The following is a 22,826-nucleotide window of genomic DNA, read 5'->3' on the forward strand; positions in this document are numbered from 1 at the left end:
TGCAGCCTTGCCCGGCGATTACAAATAGGCAATCGGGCTCATTGCACCACTCTACCCAACGACTGGTCGGTCCTGACTCGGCCTACCCACCGAAACCCGCGCTGAGGCTTCAGCACCGTTGAGCGGGAAGCGCAATGTAAAGCGTGTCTTCCCATCCAAGCCGCTCACGGCTGACGCGTCGCCGCCATGGAGCTCCATGATCGACAGGACGATGGCCAGGCCCAGCCCCGTGGACTGTGACGAGTTGGATCTCGCCCTATCCCCACGGAAGAACCGATCAAAGATGAGGGAAAGTTCCCGCTCCGGGATTGGGTCTCCAACGTTCGTGATGTCGATGCAACAATGTGCCGCTTCGCGGCGCACCACCAGATCTATCATCGAATTCGGCCACGCATGACGGACCGCATTTGACAGAACATTGTTGATCGCACGCTGGAACAGAATGGCATCAGCGACCAGGGTGGCATCCCCGCTTACCCTGATTACGACGCTTCGCTCCTCTGCAAGCACCGAAAAGTAGGCGGACAACTTGCGAAGTTCTGCATTCAACTGGAGTTCCGTCAACTCGAGCGCCACATTGGCACTGTCAGCTCGCGCGAGGAACAACATCGCATCGATCATCCTCGCAAGTCGCTGGTATTCGACCAGGCTTTCCTCCACCAAGGCGACATACTCGGGCCCGGTGCGGTCTCGTGACAAGGCGACCTCGGCATGTCCAATGAGGTTGTTAAGCGGCGTGCGCAAATCATGGGCAAGATCGGCGGAGAACCGCGACAGCTTCTGATAACCATCCTCGAGGCGTTGCAGCATCGCATTGAACGCAGAGGCGATATCACGCACTTCGGTGGGCTTGGGTGGCATGTCCACCCGGTAGCTCAGCCGTTCCACACTGATCCGGTTGATCTGCTTGATAAGTACGTGCGCCGGCTCCAGCTCACGGCGCGTAATGGCCGCCCCCACCAGGGCCGTCAATATCACACCGACGGTGGTACCAAGCACGAGCGTCGTCCGGAATCGCGCAGTCACCTGCTTCCTGTCCTCGCCAGACTTCGCCACGAACACCGTCGCCCGCGTACCGTCTCGCCCCAACACCGCATCGGCGGACTGGAACATGAGCGATGACTTTCCCGTGACCGCCGCTTGGTCAGTGCCTTCCAGCAATGCATCGTTGCCCGTGCGAAACAAAAGCCGGCCATCCAGCGCCGTGACGCGAACGATGAGGTCCGAGTAACCTCGCACCAGATCATCGAAGCGATGCTGCGCCGCCGGGACGCCCTGCACCCCGTCCACCTCGCGCAAGAAATGCTCGACCTGTTCGAGTTTTCCCTTTACAACCTCATCGTCTCTGGCCTCGAGTTGCGCGGCGAGCGAGTAGTAAGCAAAGGCGCCCATGCTGGCCAGCGCGATAGACAGTACCAATGCAAAGAAGAGCCCAAGCCGCCTCGTCAGTGACAGCGGGGTTATCGAAGTCCCGGGCCTCATTCCGTCACCGGCCGCGCTCTGGGTCGAGGACATAGCCCATTCCCCGTACGGTATGGATCAGCTTTTGATCGAAGGGATCATCCACCTTGGATCTCAGGCGCCGGATCGCGACGTCAACGACATTGGTATCCGTGTCGAAGTTGACGTCCCAGACCTGGGACGCGATCGTGGTTCGCGACAGCACCTCCCCTCTCCGGCGCATGAGCAGGTGCAACAGCGAGAACTCCTGATTCGTCAATTCAATGCGGGTAGTTCCCCGGAATACCCGCCTTCCAAGCACGTCGATGTCCAGATCGGCAATGCGCAATCGCTCGGACTCCTTCGAGGTGCTTTGGCGCAAGCAACGCCGGATACGGGCAAGGAGCTCGGCAAAGGCGAAGGGCTTGACCAGGTAATCGTCTGCCCCCAACTCGAAGCCTCTGACACGATCCGCCACATCATCCAGCGCCGTCAGAAACAGTACGGGTGTCTCGGACTTGGATCGAATGGACTTGATGACCGTCCACCCGTCCATACCTGGCAGCATGACGTCCAGGATGATGACGTCGTAGTCGGTCTCTTCCGCCATGTGGAGCCCATCGCCACCATTGTTCGCGATGTCGACCACGAAACCCGACTCCGACAATCCCTTCTGCAAATACTCCGCAGTACGCGGTTCGTCTTCTACAACAAGTACCCGCACCTTAGTTTCCTCCTGCAGCAAGCGACTTCGATCCGACCAGTGCTGGCGATGCATTGAAATGCTGAGCTGCATCCGCTTGTTCGCATGGTGCCAGTTCGAACTGAATGGTCACGTGCGTGATATCGAATTTGTCAGCCAGCATCTGCTTCAATTCCGGTAGCACTTCCATTTCCGGGTTGACGGCCGTGTCATTCACGACATGAACCGTCAAGCTCGCCTTGCCGCTGGTAAGTGCCCAGATGTGGAGGTCATGGAAGCTTTTTACCCCGGGCGTCGCCAGAATTTGCTTCTCAACCTCTGCCAGATCCACGTCATCGGGTACGCCTTCGAGCAGCACATTCAGGCTCGACTTCAGCAGGATCCAAGTGCGAGGCAGTACCCAGAGGCCGATCAGCACCGCAATGGCGGAGTCGACCCACGCCCAGCCCGTGAAGCGGATGATGATCGCATCGGCGATGACGCCAACCGACCCGAGCAGATCGCTCCAGACTTCCAGATAAGCACCCTTCACGTTCAGGCTGCTGCTTTGCCCGGAGGACAGCATGCGCATGCTGATGAGATTGATGATCAGGCCCAGCACAGCCACGACGAACATGCCGGTTGACTCAATCTGAGGTGGCGATTTCAGCCGCAGGTAGGCTTCGTACAGGATGTAGATAGCCACACCGAACAGCAGCAATGCGTTAAAGGCCGCGGCAAGAATCTCAAAACGGTAGTAGCCAAATGTCCGCTTCTTGTCCGCGGGTCGCTTGGCGATCGCAATAGCAGCCAGTGCGATGGCCAGTGCGACGGTGTCCGTGAGCATGTGCGCGGCGTCGGAGATCAACGCCAGGCTCTTCGTCATGACACCACCGACCACTTCGGCAATCAGGAACGTACCGGTCAGCGCAAGGGCGATCTTGAGCGATCGCTCGTTGCCACCGGGATGGTCGTGTGAGTGACCTGCGCCCATAGAAACTCCTATAAAAATTGGGCGGTACGATGACCGCCCAAGGATTTACGTCATGCAGGCTGGCGGCCTTGATCCGGTTGATGCGTCTGAGTGACTGGCTCGCGAGTATCTTCCGCGTCCTCATCCTTGCGGTGAGCAAGTCGATAGAGCACCGGCAACACCAGTAGGGTCAGCGCCGTGGACGACAAGATGCCACCGATTACCACCGTTGCGAGGGGACGTTGCACCTCAGCGCCCGTACCGGTGGCGATGGCCATCGGCACGAAACCCAGGGATGCCACCAGGGCCGTCATCAGCACCGGACGCAGTCGCGTCAGGGCGCCAACTCGGACCGCGCTGTCGAGGGAATGCCCTTCTTCGCGCAGCGATCGGATAAACGACAGCATCACCAGACCATTGAGCACCGCCACCCCGCACAGCGCGATGAAGCCCACCGCTGCAGTAATGGACATCGGAATGCCGCGTATCCACAGGGCAAGAATCCCGCCAGTCAGCGCAAAGGGAATGCCCGTGAAGACTAGCAAGCCATCCTTGATGTTGTTGAACATCGCAAACAACAGTACGAAGACCAGCAACAGCGCCACCGGCACTACCACCTGCAGGCGGGTGGTGGCGGACTGCAGTTGCTCAAAGGTGCCACCCCATGTCATCCAGTAGCCAGCCGGGATCTTGACCTGGCTTTGGATAGCCGCTTCCGCCTCGGGCACGAATGAACCAATATCACGTCCACGAACGTTGGCACTGATCACGATGCGGCGCTTGCCGTTCTCGCGCGAGATCTGGTTCGGGCCGGGCGCCATTTCCAGCGTCGCCACCTCGCTCAATGGGATAAACGTCGTTCTCGCGTCCACTCCTTTTGGCAACGGAATCGGCAATCGGCGCAGAGCCTCGACCTCGCCGCGCACAGCTTCGGGCAGGCGGACCACGATATCGAAACGACGATCGCCCTGGAAGAAGGTTCCGGAATCACGGCCTCCGACGCCCGTTGCCACCGCGTCTTGCACGTCGCTCATGTTAAGCCCGTATCGCGCCGCCTTCTCCCGATCGATCTTGACCGTCAGCATCGGCAAGCCGGTGGTCTGTTCTACCTTCACCTCCTGCGCGCCGGGGATGCCCTGCAGCACGGCCGATACCTTCTTCGCCGTCTCGCTGAGCACGTTGTTGTCATCGCCGAAGATCTTGACTGCGACGTCCGAGCGGACCCCGGAGATCAGCTCGTTGAACCGCAGCTGGATCGGTTGGGAGAACTCGTAGTTGTTCCCGGGGATCTTGCCGGCTTCCTCCTGGATGGCGGACAGCAGTTCGGCATGTGTTTTCTTCGGCTCTGGCCAATCCTTCTCAGGCTTGAGCATGATGTAGCCATCCGAAATATTCGGCGGCATCGGATCGGATGCAATCTCCGCCGTACCTGTCCGCGCAAACACGCGCTCGATTTCGGGGAATTTTGCCTTGAGGGTCGTCTCGATCGTCTTCTGCATCTCCACGGACTGCGACAGGCTCGTGCCAGGAATGCGCAGCGCCTGGATGGCAATGTCGCCTTCGTTCAGATTGGGGATGAACTCGCTGCCCAGGCGGGCCGCAATGGCCACGCACAGAACAATTGACACCGCGGCAAACGTCAATACAACGGCCGTGTTCGCGAGCGACTTTTCCAGCAGCGGCTCGTAGCGACGCTTCGCCCAGAGCATGAGACGATTTTCTTTCTCGGCCACCCGTTCGCCGATGAACAAGGCGACCGCAGCCGGAACGAACGTCACGGACAGAATCATCGCGCCCAGCAGCGCCAGGACGACCGTGAACGCCATCGGGTGGAACATCTTGCCTTCCACCCCCGTCAGCGCAAAGATCGGCAGGTAGACGATCATAATGATGAGCTGACCGAAGATCAGTGGGCGACGCGCCTCCTTCGCTGCGGCAAACACCTCATGGAACCGCTCGGAGCGCGTCAATGGCCGGCCATGGTGTTCCTGCGCATGCGCCAGTCGCCTCACACAGTTTTCGACAATCACCACCGCGCCATCGATGATGATGCCGAAGTCGAGCGCGCCCAAGCTCATCAGGTTCGCACTGATCTTGTAGTTCACCATCCCCGTGAAGGTGAACAACATCGCCAGCGGAATGATCGTCGCGGTAATCAGCGCCGCGCGGATGTTACCCAGGAAAAGGAACAGAATTACGATGACGAGCACCGCGCCTTCAAGAAGGTTCTTCTTGACGGTCGCAATGGCCTTGTCGACCAGACGTGTCCGGTCGTATACCGTTACGATCTTCACACCTTCCGGCATCGTACGGTTAATGGAAGCGACCTTTTCATCGACCGCTTTTGACACAGCCCGGCTGTTTTCGCCGATGAGCATGAATACCGTGCCCAGCACAACTTCCTTGCCATTCTCGGTTGCCGCACCGGTACGCAGTTCCTTGCCAATCTCCACATCCCCGATGTCGCGAATGCGGATCGGCTGCCCCTGCGCTGTACCGACAATAATGTTGCGGATGTCGTCTTCGGACGCAACCTGACCCGGCGCACGAACCAGATACTGCTCGCCCCTACGCTCGATGTAGCCCGCACCCACGTTGTCGTTGTTCTTGTTCAGCGCATTGACGACGTCGGTCAGCGTCAGCCCGTACGACGCTAGCCGTTCAAGACTCGGCGCGACCAGGTACTGCTTGTTGAAACCACCGATAGTATTGATCTCGGTGACACCGGGCACGTTACGCAGTTGCGGCCGTACCACCCAATCCTGGATTTCGCGCAAATCTGTCGGCGTATAGGCAGTCCCGTCAGCTTTGCGAGCACCCTCTTCGGCTTCAACGGTCCATAGATAGATCTCCCCGAGGCCGGTCGAAATAGGCCCCATCGCCGGCACAACGCCTTCAGGCAGATTGTCCTTGGCTTCCTGGATGCGCTGGTTGACGAGTTGGCGCGCGAAATAGACGTCCGTGCCATCCTTGAAGATGACCGTCACCTGCGACAAGCCATAGCGGGACAGGGAACGCGTCTGTTCGAGTCCCGGCAGGCCGGCCATCACGACCTCGATCGGATACGTAACACGCTGTTCGGTTTCGAGCGGTGAATAGCCTGGTGCCGAGGTATTGACCTGAACCTGAACGTTGGTAATGTCAGGGACCGCGTCGATCGGTAGTCGGTTGTAGCTGAAAATCCCTAACCCGGCCATTCCAAACACGGCGAGCAGGACCAGCCATCGCTGCTGGATGGCGAAACTAATGATACGTTCAAACATTGCTGTTTCCCCCGTATCAATGGCCGTGTTCGGCGCTGGATTTGCCAAGTTCGGCCTTCAGAACAAAACTGTTGGCGGCGGCGTAACGTGCGCCCGGCTTCAGGCCCTCGACAATCTCGATGACCTTGCCGTTTGTCCGGCCGACCTTCACCGGCTGCGGCACGAATCCACCTTGAACCGCGACAAAGACTACGCTCTCGCCATTGACGTCCTGGACGGCCTCGGTCTTCACCGCAACGGGCACCTCGACATCAGCACCGAATACGTCGACCGTGACGAAGAGACCCGGTCGCCAAGCCATCTGTGGATTGGTCAATGTTACGCGGGCCTTCGCCGTCCGCGTCTGCTCGCCCAGCAGCGAACCCACGTATGAAACGGTGCCATCTGCCTTCACATCGGACGATGCCGAATTGATCGACGCCTTTTCGCCGATGCGCACCCGCTCGACATCCTTGGCAGACACCACGAACTCGGCCCAGACGGACGACAGATCCGACAGCGTGAACACGTTGGCGTTGTCCGCCACCGCTTCCCCAAGCGAGATATGCTTTTCAACGATCATGCCGTCGAACGGTGCGCGCAGCTCGTAGCGATTGAGTGCCGTCGAGCTGTTGCTGGCGCCAATGGCGGTCAGCTTCTGCTGCGCGTTCTGGACACTGATCTGCGCTTCCTGCAGCGCGTTGCGGGCGCTCAGATAATCTTGCTCCGCAGAGATCTTCTGTTCCCAGAGCTTCTTCTCGCGGTCATAAGTGACACGCGCCAGATCCAGACGTTTCTGTGCTGCGAGCAGTTCGCTGCGCTGGTCAGAAAGTCCGGTGCTCGCGATGACCGCGAGAACCTGTCCCTTCTTAACCTGTTGCCCAATATTGGCCGGAACGCTCTCTACGACGCCAGCCAGTCGCGGCACCACGTGGGCTGTCTTGTCTTCGTTGAAACGGATTTCGCCGGGGAACTGGACGCCAGCCTGGACCTTTGCCGAGCCCGCGGTTTGAACCACTACCCCTGTCTTGGCCAGCTGGTCCGCTGTCAACTCAATCTTGCCTTCCTCTTTCGAGAGCCGCACGGCGAGTGGCGAAGACGAACCGGGCAAGGTCACATTTGCGGTCACGTCAAAGACATGGGGCTCGGCAACTGGCTGTTGGCTTTCCAGCGCGTCGCCAGACACCACGAACTTGAGCGCTTGAGACTCGCCCGTAGCCCGCACGAGCTGGCCTGTCGCTGCCACGCCATTTGCCACCGCCTTCCCAGACTTGCTAACCCAGAGCCGAATACGGGCCTCGCCCTTGGATTCGGCCGTGCCAATTTCGACGTCATAGCCATCACGCGAAAAGAGCGCGCCACCATTGGGGCCCTTCTTGACCTCGTGATGCTCGCCGTCGCCGTGTGACTTGTCATCCTTGTGGTCGGCTTCCGCCGCCTGCTTGCCATGGTGCTCGGTGTCGCCATGCCCCTTGGATTCCGAGTGCCCACCCTGCTCTTCCGGCGCAGAGCGCCCGCTCAGCAGAACGCCACCAGTCGCGACGCCGCCCACCAGTACGATGGCCGCAATGGCAGCCTTTTGTTTGTTCGAAATAGCCATGTTTTATGAATCCCGTCTTAACGTCCCAGAATGCGATCGATCGTGGTCGCCGCCTGATAGGTTTGTCCAAGCACGCCGAGATAGCGGATGCGTGCCTGGAACAGCGTGCGCTGGGCATCCAGGACGTCCAGATAATTGAACTTGCCGGCCTCGAAGCCAATGGTCGCCGCGTTGAAGGCTTGCTCGGCGCCTGGCAAGACGGTCTGCTTCAGCGTTTGTGCCGAGGCGCGCGATACCGACAGCTGGTTCGATGCCATCAGGAGATTTCGGGTCAGGCTGATGCGATTGGCCAGATATTCATCCTGGGCCTTGTCCGCCTGGCGAATGGCCGAATACAAGTTGCCCTGATTCCGGTCAAAAATCGGCAACGGGATCGCCACACCGATCACCGCCATGTTGCGGTTGGCTTCTGTATCTCGCTTGGCACCCAGACTGACTGTCAGATCCGGATACTGGCGGCTGCGCTCAACGCCCACCAATGCCTGGCGGCGGTCAAGTTCAGCGCGGCTTGCGGCCACCAGCGGTGAGTTTTCCAGCTCCTTCAGAAGGAGTTCAGGCGCCGGCCTGGATGGCAGCGCGTCCAGATTGCCCTGTGCTTCGGTAAACTGCGGCGATGCATTGCCCCACAACGCCGTCAACGCCTGACGGGCGGACTGCAGGCTCGCCGTTGCTTCGGCCAATTCAAGTTCGGCGTTGGCCTGTTCGACACGTGCCTTAGTTTCGTCAACCGGGGAGATCTTGCCGGCCGCGACGCGGCGTGAAGCGGCTTGCGCGCCCCTCGCAGCGATATCCGCGGAGCCAGTTGCCAGCTTGACGCGTTCCTGTGCGATCAAGACGGAAAAAAAGCTCTCGATTACCTGCGCCCGAATGTCACCGCGAACGCCAGCCAGCGTTGCCTGCGCCAGTTCGCGCGTCCTTTCCGCGGCATTGATACGAGCCGAGCGCTTGCCGCCCAGTTCGATGGGGATATTCATCTGGGCGGTGGATGTACGGGTGGATTTCCGCGTGTCCTCGACCAGCGTCTGGAGTTCCGGGTTCGGAATAACCCGGGCCTGCATGATCCCACCTTCTGTGGAATCGAGTTCCTTGGCGGCGGCGGACAGGTTGAAATTGCTTCCTGCCGCCAGCGACAACGCGGCCTCGAGGGTCAACGGTCCCGCCGCTTCCCTTGGGAAGACGGGCACCATGGACGTGCCGGTGTCAGATTGCGCTACGGCAAAGTTTGGGCTGAGAAATGCTACCGCCAGCCCGAGCGGCAGAAATAGTCTTCGCATCGAATTGCACCAAGGTATGTGACCAGGAGAATTCGGCGAGAGACGAAAGGAGAAAAAGAGTCGTCGTCTCGCCGATCAAGCGAGACGCTGCCACTGAGGACGGTCGGGAGCCCTGGCATTCAGAGACGAGAACTCGGACGCATGTTGAGTATCGGTCACTTCTACCCGATTCGCTATCAACACGTCCTGCGTCTGTCCATAGACGAACGGGAGGGAGACCAGATGGCATACCCCGCAGTCTGTATCCACGAATGGCTTTTTCTCGGCATCCGTTTTACCTTCCGGCTGCTGATGACGATGCTCGTGGTGCCCAAGGTGCCAAGTGGCCGTGGCTTTCTCGTGCTGACAATAGCGTGCCGCTGCCGCCCAGGAAAACTGGAACGGCAAAATGAGCAGCACGAAGATCAGAACGAAACGTCGCATTCCTTGGGAGACTGTGCGGGGGGCTTGGGGTTGAAGTACTAACGGCTGGGCCGTCGCCGAAGTTTACATGAATCCTCGATCACCAGCATTAAGAGCAGATTACGATTATCGCTTTCGCCTGCTCGTTTTGGGGTGCCGCTTTCGCCCCTCATCAGTCTTACGCTTGGGGGCGGGCCCATGCTTCCACCGCAAATAGACAGCGAACCCCACATACAGGACGATCAGGCCGACCAGCATCACGAGCATGCTCTCGACAACAGAATCGGAGACGTGAGCGTAGTGCATGGCTGTACGTGTATGCGGAGTTGCCCGCATCAGGCAAGCGTCACGACCGCCCGGAGGACGCCGGCGTCATGGAACAAATCAAACGACTCCACGACCACCGACAGGCCGAGAAACCAGACCGAGTCCGCAATATTGCGTTGAAAGGAAGACACATGGACCGTCCATGTCGACTCCCCCCTATACAGCGACAGACGGGGAAAGAACGCTGGTGTACGGCGTGCGTATTCGGCGAATTCCGGGAAGGCGGAAGCCAGAAAGCGGTCTTCCGTCCGGATGACAGCCGGGTACATCAGCGCAAATGCGAGCGCCAGGACTGCGGTAACCGCCAGCGACTCGGTCATCGCCCCTAGTCCGATAATGCCTAGCAAGTTGCAGACATAGAGCGGATGGCGACACAGTGAATATGGACCCGAGGTCACCAAGGTATTGTTCTTGCGCCCGGAAATGTACAACGCGCACCAGAGCCGCCCGACCGTGGCCAGGCTCACCCCCAACATCCCCAGCGTCAGCAGCAGCGGCGACACCCAGGTACCGTCCCAGCGAGAATGGCCAAAGACCAGACTTGCCAGGACAAACGTTACGACAACACGCCAAACGCCGATGCGGTGGCGTGTCAGGAAATTGTCCAGCGCCCTCGAGAGACCAGCGGGTTGGGACGGGGAGATTGAAGAATCGGTCATGCGGTTCGGGGGCTGGAGGAGAATGTCGCGCACTTCGAGTGGACACACTGGCGCGAAAACGAGCACTAATGGCCGGCATTCTAAGGTTGCCCTTCCGTTGTCAGGCTTTATTGCCGAAATGTAATACGTTGTTAATCTTGCCCCCGGGCCAGCGAATCCGGTTGTGTCATAGCTCGGCAATCTGACAGTCATCTTCTGCGACATAGACTGTCTTGGCCATTTTCAGGACACACCCAGAGACGCTCCGCAATGAACGACATCATCCGCACATTGAGCTCGGAATTCTCCGATCTCGCTAATGCTGCCGAGGCAGTACGTGCCGTCGTTCGAATGACCGTCTCTATCGTTTTGGGGGGCTTGCTGGGGTACGAGCGGGAGAGCTCGGGAAAATCCGCAGGCGTGCGCACTCACATGCTCGTCGCGCTGGGGGCATGCGTTTTTGTCGTGGTTCCCCTCCAGGCGGGCGTGCAGCTTGCCGACATGAGCCGCGTGCTTCAGGGTCTCACGTCAGGCATCGGATTCCTTTGTGCAGGGGCGATCCTGAAGCCGGACAATGAGACACACGTCAGGGGGCTCACAACTGCCGCGAGCATCTGGATTGCTGCCGCGATCGGCGTGGCCGCCGGCATGGGCCATGCGGTGACGGCCATCGTCGCGACTGCCTTCGCACTCATCGTGCTCAGAATCCTTCAAATGTCGAAGAAGTAAGACTCCCACTGCTCCCAAGCCACGTGCAGCGCGAATGCGCCAACTTCAGGTTCGGCCAGCATTTCCCAAACGTATGAGCGCGCTTAACAATACGCAAACTCCATCGCATGAGAATTTACCTGGATTACAACCTGTTTGCGTACCTTCACGAGGGCACGAACCCGGCTCTGCAAGCCAAAGTGAGCGCACTGTCCGATCGACATGAGTTTCCTTGCAGCCCGGCGCACATGGAAGAAATTGCCTCGGCGCTCGCAAGACCTTCGGATACTCCCCCGCTCGATCGGTTAGCGGCCGCTTTCTGCAAAATAGACGATGTTTCTCGAATTAGCCGGAACGTGCAATTGTCTCCGACGACGTTAGGCCCGATGGTTACGAAAGAAGAACAGCCTCTCGAGTGCTTTCTTCGGGTCATGCGGCACTATCGCAAAGAGCCGGTTGTCGAGAAGAACGACTGGTATACGCGGGACTCCGTAAAGAAGGGGTCACTTCAGAAAACGGGTAGAGTCGAGATGTGACGCGGTGGCGTTAGGTTCTGCATATCAGTAGCCGCCCCTTTCGTTTGGCGGTGCCTCATTAGCCGAACCGTGGCTCCGTTTTCACATCCCGCTCATCGAACCGGACGTGCGCTACTAACGCATCCGGCTCTCGGACAGAACATCATGCCTTCGCCCACGGAAGGTTCTGCGGAAGCTTTGGCAGGCGGATGAGTCCAAGCTGCTGGTAGAGATCCTCATCGGGGTAGCGCGCTACTCCCCCACTGCGCTGCTTGTGCTTCTTGCACAACCATCGGCGGAGCCGGTTTGTGGTGTACTTGTCGAGGAACCGATAGGCAGGAGTGACCGGGCCGAGGCTAAAGTAGTTGGCCCATCCGCCAAGTTTCTGATTCAGACGCTTCACCATTTCCCCGGCATCCATCCATGCCATGTTTCGGCCTGTCTGGATACGCACCGTTTCAGTCATGCGCTTTATGCTCTTTCGCGACGGTCGAGCGGCGATGTACGGCCGCCGAGTCTTGACCGAGTAGCGCCGACCAAAGGTGTACCCCAGGAAGTCGAACTCGCCATCCGGAAGGCGGCAAATCCGGGTCTTTTCTTCGTTCACCGTAAGCTTAAGCAGGCCCATCATCTGCCGCATGGCGGCGAGCGCCTTCTGGGCATTGCTGCCCTTACAGCAGATGACCAGATCGTCGGCATAATTGACGATCCGAGCACCAAGCCGCTGTTCCAAGCCAGCCTTCTTCCACCCCAAGATAAATCGTCGCATGTACAGATTGGACAGTAGGGGTGAGATCGGCGAGCCCTGCGGAATGCCCCGCTTGGTATCCCGATTGGACGTCGTGCGCTTCTTGCGACCTCGCTCATCCTCCTCTTCCACCGGGGCATCCAGCCAGAGCTTCACCAGATGCAGAACACGCCTATCAACAACCCGGCGTGCTACCGATTTCATGAGTTCGACGTGCGGGATCGTGTCGAAGTACCCGGACAGGTCGGCGTCCACAACATCCTTGTGGCCACTGGCCAGTAGCCCGTGTACCTCGCGCACAGCGCTTTGTGCACTCCGGTTTTGTCGGTAGGCATGCTGTTCTGGCGGCAGATCGGCCTCGAAGATTGGCTCCAAGACCAGCATCGCCGCCGTCTGACACACCCTTTCCGCCAGTCGCGGAATGCCAAGCGGCCTGAGTTTGCCGTTCGGCTTTGGAATATAGACCCTTCTTACCGCTTCCGGACGATACGTTCCATCCCGAAGCTGCTGCGCCAATTCCCCAAGCCATCGCTCCTGCCCATACTGCTCAACATCATCGAACGTCAGGCCGTCTACACCCGGTGCCCCCTTGTTGGCGCGGCAACACGCATAGGCGTGCCTTAGCACGTCCATTCGATAGATCTTGTCGTACAAGGCATAGAAGCGAAACTCGGGTTCTTCCTTCGCTTTCGCATGTAACGCCGTCCGTAGTCCCTGAACGCTAATCGGAGTTGCTAGGTTTCCCAATCTCCTGTCCTTTCCCACTTTCAACGTTGGTTCTGAACTGAGGCCCCTTTCCTCCACTGGCATTACCCAGCTTCCTCGGTAATACGGGCCTCTCCGCCACCCCTATGCGCCCGGCCTGTCCGTCACCGGCTTCCGGTTGGTCGTTGCGCTCGACCACGCACGGGGCTTCCCGTGTTGCATCGGTTTCCCTCTTGTATGCATGCTGTCGCCACTACCCCGGCGGAACCGCGGGGTGCATGTTTCGCTCTCTTCCCCCACGGTGGCAGCCTTCCCCGATATTCCGACGGGTCGGCTTCCGCATTGCGTCTTTCGAGGCCTGCTCAGCGTTCACTCACGTTACGGCCTGCATACTCGCCAAGTCACTTACATGACCCTCTACATCGAAGGCTTCAGCCGCTTCGTTACCTCCACGACTGCTCCGATTGCTACCGGCTGGAGCGAGAGTTGCCGGGCGGGATTCGCACCCGCTGAGAAACCGTGCCTTTGCACGGCGCACAAAATATTGCACGCTAAGGCATGGAAGAGGACCACTGCTGTCCCCAGGGGCATTGGCCAGCCGATGGCAAGCAGGTAGAAACCAAAGTCGGGGGACTCCCGTTCTCAGAGATCGGCTAGCAGCAGGTAGGCGCGGTCGAGTTGCCGATGAGCTTCCTGCCGGCGATCCATCGCTTCTAGGGCGAGCAGGAGGTCCTCGGCCAGCTCGAAATCGCTTTCCTGGCATGCCCTTTCGAACACCGCAAAGACCTCTTCATACAACGTGCGCCCCGGAACGCCCATTTGACTAACCTCCGGCGGAAAATCCGATGCTCTCTGCCGACTTGGTCCTGCCACGCCGCAGGGGCTTCTGTCCCCCATGGTTAATATGGACGTTCCCACGGCAGGGAAGGTCAAGCATTTTTCCGGCCGCGGGCCGACCTATGGTTCGCAAGCCGCCGCGCGAGACGGTTAGTGCTCGCCCCCTACAGTTCGTCCAGCGACTAGTTACCCGCACCCGGGCGCAGCCGCACCACCAGCATCGCCGCCCACTGGATATGCGGCCAGGCCAGCGAATAGACGAATGTCTGGATCAGGGGTCCCCTTGATTTCGCCGCAATTTACCGGGGTAGCCACCCGTAGCAGCCATGCGGGTTCCAGGGTGATGCCCACCCTAAAACCCTAGTCAAATCAGTCACTTGCTGACTGGTCCTTTTCCCCTTGGTTTTGGAACGTTGACCGCCCCCGCCGCGCGGCCAAGCGCGCCCTGTGGCTGGAAGCCATTGTTTCCGCAAGATAACTAGATTTATCCGTCTTTGGTTTTCCCAAGCAACACATAAATGGCTTTTCTAACGTTAGGTATGTGCGTAAGATAGGCTGAAATGCGCCTCCGGAAACTGCCATGCCCCGCCTCGCCGCCACCCCCGACCAGATCCGCGCCACCGTGCTGGCCATGCTCACCGAGGCCGGCGACGCGGCGCCGCCCACGGCCGCACGCTTTCGCCGCGTGGTGTCGGTGCGCAAGCTGCGTGACCGCCTGGGCGGCGGTGACCCTGCAACGCTGTCGCGTACGCTCAACGCGATCGAGGCCGAGGTGGTGCGCTCGGGCCTGGCCGACCTCGCCCTGCCCGAGATTCCGGTCGAGATCGCCGAAGCGATGCGCGCGCTGTGGCAGGCCGCGGTCGCGGTGCAGCTCGACGACGTGGTGCGCCTGAAGCGCGAGGCGCAAGCCACAGCCGACACCGCCGAGGCCGCCCGCGCCGAGGCCGAACTGCGGGTCGAGCTGCTGCGGGCCGAACTGAGCGAGGTGCGCGGCCAGCTCGCCGCGCGCGACACCGCGCTGGCCGTAGCGTGCGCCGCCCAGGCGGCGGCGTGCGCGCGCGCCGATGAGCAAGCCGCACGCCGGGGCGAGCTCGAGGCGGCGCTGGCGACCGCCCAGGAGCGCGCCACGGCGGGCGAGCGCACCCACACCGAGGCGATCGCCACCACCCAGGCGCGCTACGAGGCGCTGTCGAAGCAGCTCCTGCAGGAAACCGCGCACCAGCGCGACGCGGTGCGGGCCGAGCGCGCGCAACTGGCCTCCCAACTCAAATTCGCCGAGCGGCGCATCGCCGCGCTGGAAGACGAGCGCGCACGACTCGACGCCGACCTGGCCAGCGAGCGGGCCGCGCGCCAGACCGCCGCGGGCGAGGCGAGCGCACTCAAGGCCGTCACCGCCAGCCAGCGCGCCCAGCTCGACGAGCTGCTGCGTGCGACCCTGGCCGCGGCGCCACCAGCGGCCAAGACGCGCGTGCCCAGATCGACGGGCAAGGCGGCCGCCAAGCGGACCGCCCAGTCATGAAGCCGGCCGACTGGATCGATACGGGCGCGGTGCCGCCGCGCCCACTGCCGGCCACCGTCGCGGCGGCCCTCGCCTACCTGGCGGAGGCACTCGGGCACCCGGTCTACGCGCACTGGACGCTGGCGCGCGTCAAGCGCCGCTATGGCTCGCTGGCCGACGCCAAGGCCGCGCAGCCGACCGTGCTCAAGCTGCTGCTGGCGCACGATGGGGCAGTCGAATACTGGGAGCGCGGGCGCCTGCGCACGGTGACGGCGGATCTGGCGCCCCGCCCGGAGACGGTCCTCGCGCGGCTGCTGCACACGCACCGGCGCCGCATCCGGTCCACCGCCGCCTTAGCGAGCGAAGCAACGGTGCCGACCGCCGCGGAAGCGAGGGGAGCTGTCGCGGCGAACCCGTGGCTGGCCGCTTACGGCCCTGCTGACCACGCGTGGCTCACGCGCGCCGGCCGCTTCGCCCAGCCGCACGCGGCGGCCAACACGCTCGGCGCCGCCGACGATGCACAGGCGCTGGCGCTCTTCCTGCGCGACCGAACCGGGCGCTCGCCCCACACGTTGCGCGCCTATGGCGCCGAACTGCGCCGCCTGATGCGCTGGTGCGGCGCGCACGAGCTTGGGCCGCTCTCGGACCTCACGCGCCAGCGGTTGCTCGGCTACCGGCACGCGCTGCAGCACGGGGAGACCGGCAGGGAGGACGCCGCGCCGCCCTTGTCAGAAGCGACCCGCACGCGCGCGCTGGCGGTGGTGGCAAGCCTCTACGGCTACTGGTACGACACCGGCTACTTGCATGCCAATCCGGCCGCGGGCCTGTCCGCCGGCAGCCGCACCCGGGCCGGCTTCGCGCCGACGCGGCTGATCCCGCCAGCGCTGCTGGCCGCGTGCGATGCCTGGCTTGAGGCGCCGGAGTTTGCCGCCGCCAACACGACCAACACGCTGGCGGCGCAGCGGCGGCGCGCGATTTGGGCGCTGTATCGTTACGCCGGCGTGCGCCTGGCGGAACTGGCCTGGTCGACAGAGATCGCACTGCCCCGCCTGGAGGCCGAGGCGCCCGGGCGGTGGACGCTCTATGTCTGCGGCAAGGGGCGCAAGGCACGGGCCATTCCGCTGCCGGTGCCGTGCGTGACGGTATTGCGCGCCTACCGACAAGCACGCGGCCTGCCGTCCGAGCCGCCGGCGCACGAGGCGCTGCCTGTAATCCACGGCAACAAGGGCGAAGCGCTACAGTCGGCAGGCCTGTACCGGGAGGTCAAGGCGATCTTTGCGGCCGTGGCCGATGGTCTGCAGGCGCGCGAGCCGGCGCAGGCGCTCTTACTGCGCGCGGCCTCCCCGCACTGGCTGCGCCATGCCTATGCGCGCACACTGGTGGTCGACCACCAGGTGCCGCTGCCGGCCGCCCAGGCGCTGCTCGGCCACGCCTCGGTGCAGACCACGGCGGCCTATGCCAGGACCGACCTGACGCAGTTGCGGGCCTTTGTCGATGCCACGTTTGCGGATGATGGGCCGTAGCGACAGCGCGCGTTGCCTTGTCGCATCGCCACGGCGCGGGTCGCCAGTCCCAGCAACAGCAAAGCTGGGGCGGTCAGCTCGATTGACACCGCCAGGCAGGCCGCAGACTCCGAGGGCACCAGCGGCACCCGGTAGTCCTCGCGGAACAGGTCGAGGGCGGCATTCCAATTGGCCAGCTTGGCGATCGCCGAGTTCCAGAAGGTTGGCTTTTTCTCAGCCCGCACAGCACGACAGTTGCGTGACATCCTTGGCAGCCCTACATGTCCATGCCGTCCATCGATCCTGCCGCGAATGGAAGGTAGTCGCAAAAAGTCCGCCACATTTGGGCCAAATCGCTGACTTTGAAATGGTCGACGAACAAAGCTTCGCGCCTGACAGGGGCTCACACCCTCGCGGTACGTTGCGATCGCAAGTTATAGGTCACGCTGGCAACGATGATGAGGAGAATAGCCACTTGCGCGGCAATGGTTTGCACAGAGGGGTAAACGCCCAAGACATCGATACGCGGCATAGAGAGCGGCGTCACTTGCAACAGGCCAACTTTCTGCAGTGCCGCCACGCCCTTGCCAATCAGGACCACGGCAAGCACGCCAACCAAGGCGGAGCTGAACGCGAAAAATTGTCGAATCGGCAAACGCGCCGTCGATCGCAGGAGCAGAAACGCAATCACTGCCAGCACAGCAATACCGCAACCGAGTCCCGCGAGCATGTAGGCACCGTTGCCATCGGACCACAGGGCCGCGTAGAAGAGCACGGTCTCAAATACTTCCCGGTAGACCGTGACGAACGATAGCAGGAAGAGCATAAACGCCGATTTCCTGTTCAATGCCGACGACAGCTTTTCCTTCACGTACGATTGCCAGCGTCCCGCCAGACTCTTCTGGTGCATCCACATGCCGACGCCGAGTAGGACGACCGCCGCGAAGACCGCGGAGAAGCCTTCGGTCATTTCGCGACTAGCGCCGCTCAGATCAACGACGTAGGTAGCTACCGCCCACGTCAATCCACCGGCTCCCAGCGCAGTGACCCAACCCGCGTGAACGTAGGGAAGGACGTCAGTGCGATTGGCCTTCTTGAGGAACGCCAGCATGGCTACGACTACCAACAGCGCTTCAAGCCCTTCACGAAGCAGGATCGTAAAGGCGCCAAGGAAGGTCGAGAATGCGTCATTGGCGCCTGCGAGCGCTTCCTGCGCCTCGTCCAGCCTTGACTGCAGTTGCGCTGCGATGTCATGCGCGCGCTCTGCCTGGCCATTCGCGACGGCATTTCGATAGAGTCCCATCGTCTTCTCGATGTCCAGGAAGAGAGCCTGGTTCTTGGCAGCCAACGCAGGCTCAACTGGTTCGAACCCATCAAGATATGCGGACAAAGCCAGTTGCGATGCGGCCCGCGTGTCTCCCTTGTCAAGCGCAGTGACACTTTCCTTCAGCTTTTCCTTGGCGATTGAGAGACTATCGGTGGTCGATGCGGCCAGTACGTCCGGTGAGCTTCGCAGGTATGCAAGACCATCACGAGAGGTCTGTGCACCCACGAATTTAGCAAGTGCCGCCTCCGAGGTCTGGCTAAGCTTGTCGAGCGTGGGAACCGCCGCGCGCAGCCCCGGTTCAGCAGTCCAAAGCTTGGCGCCCGCCTGGCGGTCAGTATCTGAATAAGACAGCGTCGAAGCAAAATAGGCCAGAGCCCATCGGTCGTCTTCGGAGAGATGGGCAAAGCCCGGCATCGATGTTCCCTCCACGCCGCGCGTGATGATCTGTTGCAAGGCAAAGACGCTGCGTTCCTGCGCGCGCGCGTGGTCGGCCAGCGCAATCGGGGGCGGGTTGAGTTTCGCTGCGAGGGGGCCGTCCGCGTTACCGGATACGCCGTGGCAGGACGCACAATGGCTTTGATAGAGCTTCGCCCCGTTCTGCAAATCAGGCGCCTTGCTTGGTGCCATAGGAACCGGATAGGCTGTGAGGACGCCGCTGGCCAACTTCCGAGCCAGTTCGGCGACAGTTTCTGGCGAGGCCTTCGCTGCGATGGACAAACGCAATGCGCCAGCTTCCTTGCCTAGTTGTTCGGAGGCGGGTCCTGGCGGCAATTCGCCTAGCTGTCGCGCGACCGTCTGCGCGAACTCTTGCATCTCGGCATATTCAGCCTCATTGGTGATGCGGCCATCGTTGACTGAACCGCCATAGTCAACGGCAAGGTAGTCCAGCAATTGCCAGACTTGCTTGGCCTTGTCTTGCGTGGATAGAGGCTCGGCCAAAGCCGTCGAGACGGATAGCGCCAAGGAGACTAGAACGAGGGAGAGGATGCGCAGGGCTTGCATGAGGAACACGCCGGGCGGGCGGCAGTTTTCGCGGACAAATGCGAATGATTGTAATTCATATCGTTTGCGCGAGCGACCCATCTTGGTGATGGAAGTATGGGGAATCGCGCTTGACTCTATAGCCGCTAGAGGGCGTAGAAATAACAACGTTAGTCAATACTGGCGACCTACTTTGAGTCAGCGCAACACAAACCGATGGGGACTTCCGGCGGATTGCTCGTATGGGGTCGAGCCAAGTGCAGCCGCGTGCAAGATGCGGGAGGGTGCAATGCGCTTACGTGAGGTGCGCACAACTTCGGGCGACCCTCCGCCTCGGCTTTCAGGCGTTCGCACGATTGCGAACAATAGAACCCAACGCTCCCATATCGCGAGTCCTTACCGTATGGTGGGATGCGAGGGGCGGAGGATGGTGATCCGATGAGTTGGGCACTTGTTCTCTACGACTGGAGCGGCTGGAATCGAGAGATCTTCCTACTGGTCAATGAAGGCACGCCGGCAATGTTCTTGCCTTTGGCCAAGCTGTTTAGCTACCTATTGGGCAACTATTGGACCGCGCCTGTTGTCATGGGAGGCTTTTGGGTCTGGTCAAGAACAACCTCGGATGTAGATCGTTCGTTGGAGCTACAGGCTCACTTGGCACGATTTGTAGTCGCATTCGGTATGGCATTTGCTGTAGTTGGAGCATCAAAGTTTCTCTTCGATTTCCCGCGGCCGGCTGCCGTGTTCGGTCACCTGTGGCATTCAATCGGTTCAATTGAGACGCACTACAGTCTTCCGAGTGGACATTCCACGTACGCCGCTCTGGTTGCTGGTGGGTTATGGCCAATGGTCCGCGCCCACTGGCGACCGGCTCTACTTACCTATGTCGCGCTAGTCGGCTGGTCACGTTTGGCCACAGGGATGCACTTCCCGGCGGACGTCTTGGCGGGCTGGTTAGTAGCGCTCGGCAGTTTGGCTCTTTCGAGCCGGTTATTGAAGGGGGCTGCTTAACGTACCAAGGATCGTCGTGCCGGGGTAACAGGCGAGGAGTGCAACCATGCCATGGAGTCTGCAACAACGTCGCATCGTACGCGATTCGATGCTTGCCTGCTTAGTTTGCGCGGTAGTTCTTGGCGCGGGTTATATCTGGCTTCCCCCCGCTCTGTTCGGCCTCGATGGACAGCTTGGTATTGGCGACCGTGTCGCGTTTGCGCTCAAGGCCGATCTCCCTGTTTTCCTATGGTTAGCAGATTGCGTGAGAGCCGTAAGCAAGGGACGCTTTTTATCGCAAGCCGATATCCAGGGCTCGGCGTTTTCGCGTCCTAGTCCCGCTATTGAGCTGCGCGTGGCGGTGCTACAGAACTCGCTCGAACAGACCGTACTGGCGGTAGGCGCGCATTTGATTCTTGCGACAGTGCTGTATGGCGCCGAACTTAGGCTGATGCCGATTCTGGTGAGCTTGTATCTGCTCGGTCGTATCACGTTCGCGGTTGGCTATGCGCGGCATCCTACCGGTCGGCTGAATCGCCCCGGTTTTCGCGGAGGCTGTTTGGTTAAAGTAAAACGGCCTCGTCGGCGGTTTTGCCGAGTTGGTTGTAGTAGTTTGCCTCAGCCTCGGCGGGCGGGATATAGCCGATGGATGAGTGCAGGCGCTTATGGTTGAACCAAGCGACCCATTCCAGTGTTGCCAGTTCGACGGATTCCCTGGTTTTCCAAGGCGCGCGGCGATGGATCAGCTCGGCCTTGTACAAGCCATTGATCGTCTCGGCCAAGGCGTTGTCGTAACTGTCGCCACGGCTGCCGACCGACGGCTCGATGCCGGCTTCGGCCAGGCGTTCGCTATAGCGGATGCTGACGTACTGCGATCCCCTATCGGAGTGGTGGGTCAGAGAACCGTCGTTGCCAGGCTGGCGAGCGTATAGGGCCTGCTCCAGCGCATCGAGCACGAAGTCCGTCGTCATGGATTTGCTCACGCGCCAGCCGACGATGCGCCTGGCGTAGACGTCGACGACGAAGGCCACGTACAGCCAACCCTGCCATGTCGAGACGTAGGTGAAGTCCGAGACCCAGAGCTGATTGGGACGGTCGGCCCGGAACTGCCGGTTGACGCGATCCACCGGGCGACTGGCGGCGTCGTCAGCGATGGTCGTTCGCAGCCGCTTGCCGCGCCGCACACCTTGCAGTCCCTGGGCGCGCATCAATCGCTCGACCGTGCAGCGGGCAACCGTCACGCCCTCGCGGTTCAGTTGCCGCCAGACCTTGTCGGCGCCGTAGACGCGATGGTTCTCCTGCCACACTCGCTGGACTTGCGGCATGAGCCGTTCATCACGACGCGCACGGTCGCTGCGCCGTGACGGATCACGCAGCCGTGCGGCATGGCGCCGATAGGCCGACGAGGCAACCTGCAACACCTTGCAGATCGGCTCGACCCCGTAAACCTCCCGGTGCCGGTCGATGTAGGTGTTTACGACTTCAGCTTGCGGTCGAGCTCCGCCTGCGCGAAAAAAGCGCTGGCAGTGCGCAGGATGTCGTTGGCGCGGCGCAGCTCTCGGTTCTCCCGCTCCAACTCCTTGATGCGTTCTCGCTCGCTGGTGGTGACGCCTTCGCGCTGTCCGCTGTCGACTTCGTGGCGCTTGACCCAGGTCAGCAGCGTCTGCGCCGAGCAGCCGATCTTGGGCGCGATGGACTCGACCGCCACCCACAGCGACGGGTACTCGCCGCGCGACTCCTGCACCAGGCGCACGGCGCGCTCGCGCACTTCCGGGGAAAACTTGTTTGCGTTGTTCTTGCTCATGGCTCGCATTCTCTCAAGAGTGAGAGCCTCCGCAAAACCCGGGGCGATTCAGTTCCTCGTTGCGGCGCTGTTGCAAGTCCTCTCGGAATCCACGCTGCTTGCGCTGGAATTCGTGGGTCAGCTCGGCCACTTCGTGCTGGCGGCGCTGATGGTCAAGATCTGTGAGCACGGCCGCTTCCTTCTCGAGCTTGTCAGCCAAGGCCCTGGTCTTCCGGTCCATGTCCTGCAGTTCACGGTCGCGCGTGGAAAACTCCTGTGCAAGCCTGTTGTGGGCCTGCTTGGCTGGCAACGAGTCCGGCAGAATAAGTTCGGAATTGACTACGGCAATGCGCGCTGGCTGCGCTAGCACCGGTCCTACCGCGCACAGCATGGCGGCGGACAGCGCCGCCGCTATCAGAGTTTTCGGATGTGGGGTTGGCGTTTGCATGAGCGACGGAGCCGTACCTTTTGTGAGTGTATGGCGGTTACCGGTTACTTCTCGGAGTGGCGTTTGGCATGCAGAAATTCATGGGCTCGAGTGTAGTGAAATCGAAGATGTTGCAGCACATTGGATCGGTCGGCTTGGATCCCGCGCTCGGCAGGTTATAGAGCAGTGCCGAGGCATGCCCCAATGATATGGCCGGTCGCCTTTAG

17 protein-coding genes, 2 pseudogenes and 1 other annotated feature are annotated in these 22,826 nt (G+C 61.0%); of the genes and pseudogenes, 5 read left to right on the forward strand and 14 right to left on the reverse strand.

The genetic code is table 11. The annotated features are described in order from the left end of the window. Nucleotides 1–51: 51 nt before the first annotated feature. From czcS to czcN, 8 genes are all read right to left on the reverse strand, one after another. Entirely contained in the window at nt 52–1,482 is a 1,431-nt protein-coding gene (czcS, locus tag A2G96_RS11615) for a sensor histidine kinase CzcS (protein ID WP_011229349.1), read from the reverse strand. 4 nt (nt 1,483–1,486) lie between these two features. Then, complete coding sequence (czcR, locus tag A2G96_RS11620) at nt 1,487–2,164, reverse strand: heavy metal homeostasis two-component system response regulator CzcR (RefSeq protein WP_008646724.1); 678 nt, start codon at nt 2,162–2,164, stop codon at nt 1,487–1,489. Nucleotide 2,165: 1 nt separating this feature from the next. Beyond that, complete coding sequence (locus tag A2G96_RS11625; RefSeq protein WP_062739169.1) at nt 2,166–3,116, reverse strand: cation diffusion facilitator family transporter; 951 nt, start codon at nt 3,114–3,116, stop codon at nt 2,166–2,168. 50 nt (nt 3,117–3,166) lie between these two features. Beyond that, nucleotides 3,167–6,358, reverse strand: a complete 3,192-nt coding sequence (gene czcA / locus A2G96_RS11630; protein ID WP_004635342.1) for a heavy metal efflux RND transporter CzcA — start codon at nt 6,356–6,358, stop codon at nt 3,167–3,169. Between the two features lie 16 nt (nt 6,359–6,374). After that, the gene (gene czcB, locus A2G96_RS11635; RefSeq protein WP_004635340.1) at nt 6,375–7,937 is read right to left on the reverse strand and encodes a heavy metal efflux RND transporter CzcB; all 1,563 of its coding nucleotides are present in this window, start codon (nt 7,935–7,937) and stop codon (nt 6,375–6,377) included. A 17-nt stretch (nt 7,938–7,954) separates the two neighbouring features. After that, nucleotides 7,955–9,211, reverse strand: coding sequence for a heavy metal efflux RND transporter CzcC (gene czcC, locus A2G96_RS11640; protein ID WP_004635338.1), 1,257 nt, complete (start codon nt 9,209–9,211; stop codon nt 7,955–7,957). A 75-nt stretch (nt 9,212–9,286) separates the two neighbouring features. Then, nucleotides 9,287–9,634 carry a CDF family cobalt-zinc-cadmium transporter CzcI gene (gene czcI, locus A2G96_RS33245; RefSeq protein WP_137924345.1) on the reverse strand — a complete coding sequence of 116 codons (348 nt, stop codon included), beginning with the start codon at nt 9,632–9,634 and terminating at the stop codon, nt 9,287–9,289. 314 nt (nt 9,635–9,948) lie between these two features. After that, a complete protein-coding gene (gene czcN, locus A2G96_RS11655; protein WP_020206397.1) occupies nt 9,949–10,599 on the reverse strand; it encodes a heavy metal efflux RND transporter CzcN in 651 nt (216 codons plus the stop codon). 249 nt (nt 10,600–10,848) lie between these two features. On the opposite strand from czcN, the gene A2G96_RS11660 reads away from it, so the two are divergent. Then, nucleotides 10,849–11,307: an MgtC/SapB family protein gene (locus A2G96_RS11660; RefSeq protein ID WP_004635330.1), complete on the forward strand. Its 459-nt coding sequence runs from the start codon at nt 10,849–10,851 to the stop codon at nt 11,305–11,307. A 657-nt stretch (nt 11,308–11,964) separates the two neighbouring features. Here A2G96_RS11660 and ltrA read toward each other — a convergent pair. Together ltrA and A2G96_RS33850 are read right to left on the reverse strand one after the other, a co-directional pair. After that, entirely contained in the window at nt 11,965–13,203 is a 1,239-nt protein-coding gene (gene ltrA / locus A2G96_RS11665) for a group II intron reverse transcriptase/maturase (RefSeq protein ID WP_231909552.1), read from the reverse strand. Between the two features lie 693 nt (nt 13,204–13,896). After that, a complete protein-coding gene (locus A2G96_RS33850; RefSeq protein ID WP_004635326.1) occupies nt 13,897–14,073 on the reverse strand; it encodes a hypothetical protein in 177 nt (58 codons plus the stop codon). A 598-nt stretch (nt 14,074–14,671) separates the two neighbouring features. Between A2G96_RS33850 and A2G96_RS11670 the strand changes: the two genes are divergently transcribed. Beyond that, a complete protein-coding gene (locus A2G96_RS11670) occupies nt 14,672–15,610 on the forward strand; it encodes a DNA-binding protein (RefSeq protein ID WP_004635320.1) in 939 nt (312 codons plus the stop codon). Further along, a complete protein-coding gene (locus A2G96_RS11675; RefSeq protein WP_004635319.1) occupies nt 15,607–17,112 on the forward strand; it encodes a tyrosine-type recombinase/integrase in 1,506 nt (501 codons plus the stop codon). The genes A2G96_RS11670 and A2G96_RS11675 overlap by 4 nt, the downstream gene beginning before the upstream one ends. Before the next feature lie 23 nt (nt 17,113–17,135). Here the strand turns inward: A2G96_RS11675 and A2G96_RS34100 are convergent. Beyond that, a pseudogene (locus A2G96_RS34100) lies at nt 17,136–17,312 on the reverse strand (DoxX family membrane protein); the annotation flags it as partial. 182 nt (nt 17,313–17,494) lie between these two features. After that, nucleotides 17,495–19,420, reverse strand: a complete 1,926-nt coding sequence (locus tag A2G96_RS11680) for a cytochrome c/FTR1 family iron permease (RefSeq protein WP_053823089.1) — start codon at nt 19,418–19,420, stop codon at nt 17,495–17,497. Between the two features lie 417 nt (nt 19,421–19,837). Here A2G96_RS11680 and A2G96_RS32440 point away from each other — a divergent pair, with 417 nt between their 5' ends. Beyond that, on the forward strand, nt 19,838–20,410 hold the full coding sequence (locus A2G96_RS32440) for a phosphatase PAP2 family protein (protein WP_115737191.1): 573 nt from the start codon (nt 19,838–19,840) through the stop codon (nt 20,408–20,410). An 88-nt stretch (nt 20,411–20,498) separates the two neighbouring features. Then, nucleotides 20,499–21,062, forward strand: coding sequence for an MAPEG family protein (locus A2G96_RS34400; protein ID WP_417926431.1), 564 nt, complete (start codon nt 20,499–20,501; stop codon nt 21,060–21,062). Here the strand turns inward: A2G96_RS34400 and A2G96_RS11685 are convergent. After that, nucleotides 20,953–22,202 (reverse strand): IS3-like element ISRme15 family transposase gene (locus tag A2G96_RS11685; RefSeq protein WP_085960508.1). Its coding sequence is split into 2 segments (ribosomal slippage): nt 20,953–21,908 and nt 21,908–22,202, totalling 1,251 coding nucleotides; the frame shifts between segments, so codons are not numbered across the junction. The genes A2G96_RS34400 and A2G96_RS11685 overlap by 110 nt on opposite strands. After that, nucleotides 21,793–21,909: a sequence feature (AL1L pseudoknot), on the reverse strand. (Overlaps the previous gene by 117 nt.) A 40-nt stretch (nt 22,203–22,242) precedes the next feature. Then, nucleotides 22,243–22,620 (reverse strand): annotated as a pseudogene (locus tag A2G96_RS11695) (OmpH/Skp family outer membrane protein); the annotation flags it as partial. Nucleotides 22,621–22,826: the final 206 nt, after the last annotated feature.

Origin of the sequence: Cupriavidus nantongensis, assembly GCF_001598055.1 — a bacterium.
GTDB lineage: Bacteria > Pseudomonadota > Gammaproteobacteria > Burkholderiales > Burkholderiaceae > Cupriavidus > Cupriavidus nantongensis.

Bases quoted from the DNA above. Each gene is read 5' to 3' on its own strand.
- czcC (WP_004635338.1), bottom strand. From the start codon at position 9,211: ATGCGAAGACTATTTCTGCCGCTCGGGCTGGCGGTAGCATTTCTCAGC.
- czcB (WP_004635340.1), bottom strand. From the start codon at position 7,937: ATGGCTATTTCGAACAAACAAAAGGCTGCCATTGCGGCCATCGTACTG.
- A2G96_RS32440 (WP_115737191.1), top strand. From the start codon at position 19,838: ATGAGTTGGGCACTTGTTCTCTACGACTGGAGCGGCTGGAATCGAGAG.
- A2G96_RS11680 (WP_053823089.1), bottom strand. From the start codon at position 19,420: ATGCAAGCCCTGCGCATCCTCTCCCTCGTTCTAGTCTCCTTGGCGCTA.
- A2G96_RS11660 (WP_004635330.1), top strand. From the start codon at position 10,849: ATGAACGACATCATCCGCACATTGAGCTCGGAATTCTCCGATCTCGCT.
- A2G96_RS11670 (WP_004635320.1), top strand. From the start codon at position 14,672: ATGCCCCGCCTCGCCGCCACCCCCGACCAGATCCGCGCCACCGTGCTG.
- czcN (WP_020206397.1), bottom strand. From the start codon at position 10,599: ATGACCGATTCTTCAATCTCCCCGTCCCAACCCGCTGGTCTCTCGAGG.
- A2G96_RS11625 (WP_062739169.1), bottom strand. From the start codon at position 3,116: ATGGGCGCAGGTCACTCACACGACCATCCCGGTGGCAACGAGCGATCG.
- czcA (WP_004635342.1), bottom strand. From the start codon at position 6,358: ATGTTTGAACGTATCATTAGTTTCGCCATCCAGCAGCGATGGCTGGTC.
- A2G96_RS34400 (WP_417926431.1), top strand. From the start codon at position 20,499: ATGCTTGCCTGCTTAGTTTGCGCGGTAGTTCTTGGCGCGGGTTATATC.
- A2G96_RS11675 (WP_004635319.1), top strand. From the start codon at position 15,607: ATGAAGCCGGCCGACTGGATCGATACGGGCGCGGTGCCGCCGCGCCCA.
- czcI (WP_137924345.1), bottom strand. From the start codon at position 9,634: ATGCGACGTTTCGTTCTGATCTTCGTGCTGCTCATTTTGCCGTTCCAG.
- A2G96_RS33850 (WP_004635326.1), bottom strand. From the start codon at position 14,073: ATGGGCGTTCCGGGGCGCACGTTGTATGAAGAGGTCTTTGCGGTGTTC.
- czcS (WP_011229349.1), bottom strand. From the start codon at position 1,482: ATGAGGCCCGGGACTTCGATAACCCCGCTGTCACTGACGAGGCGGCTT.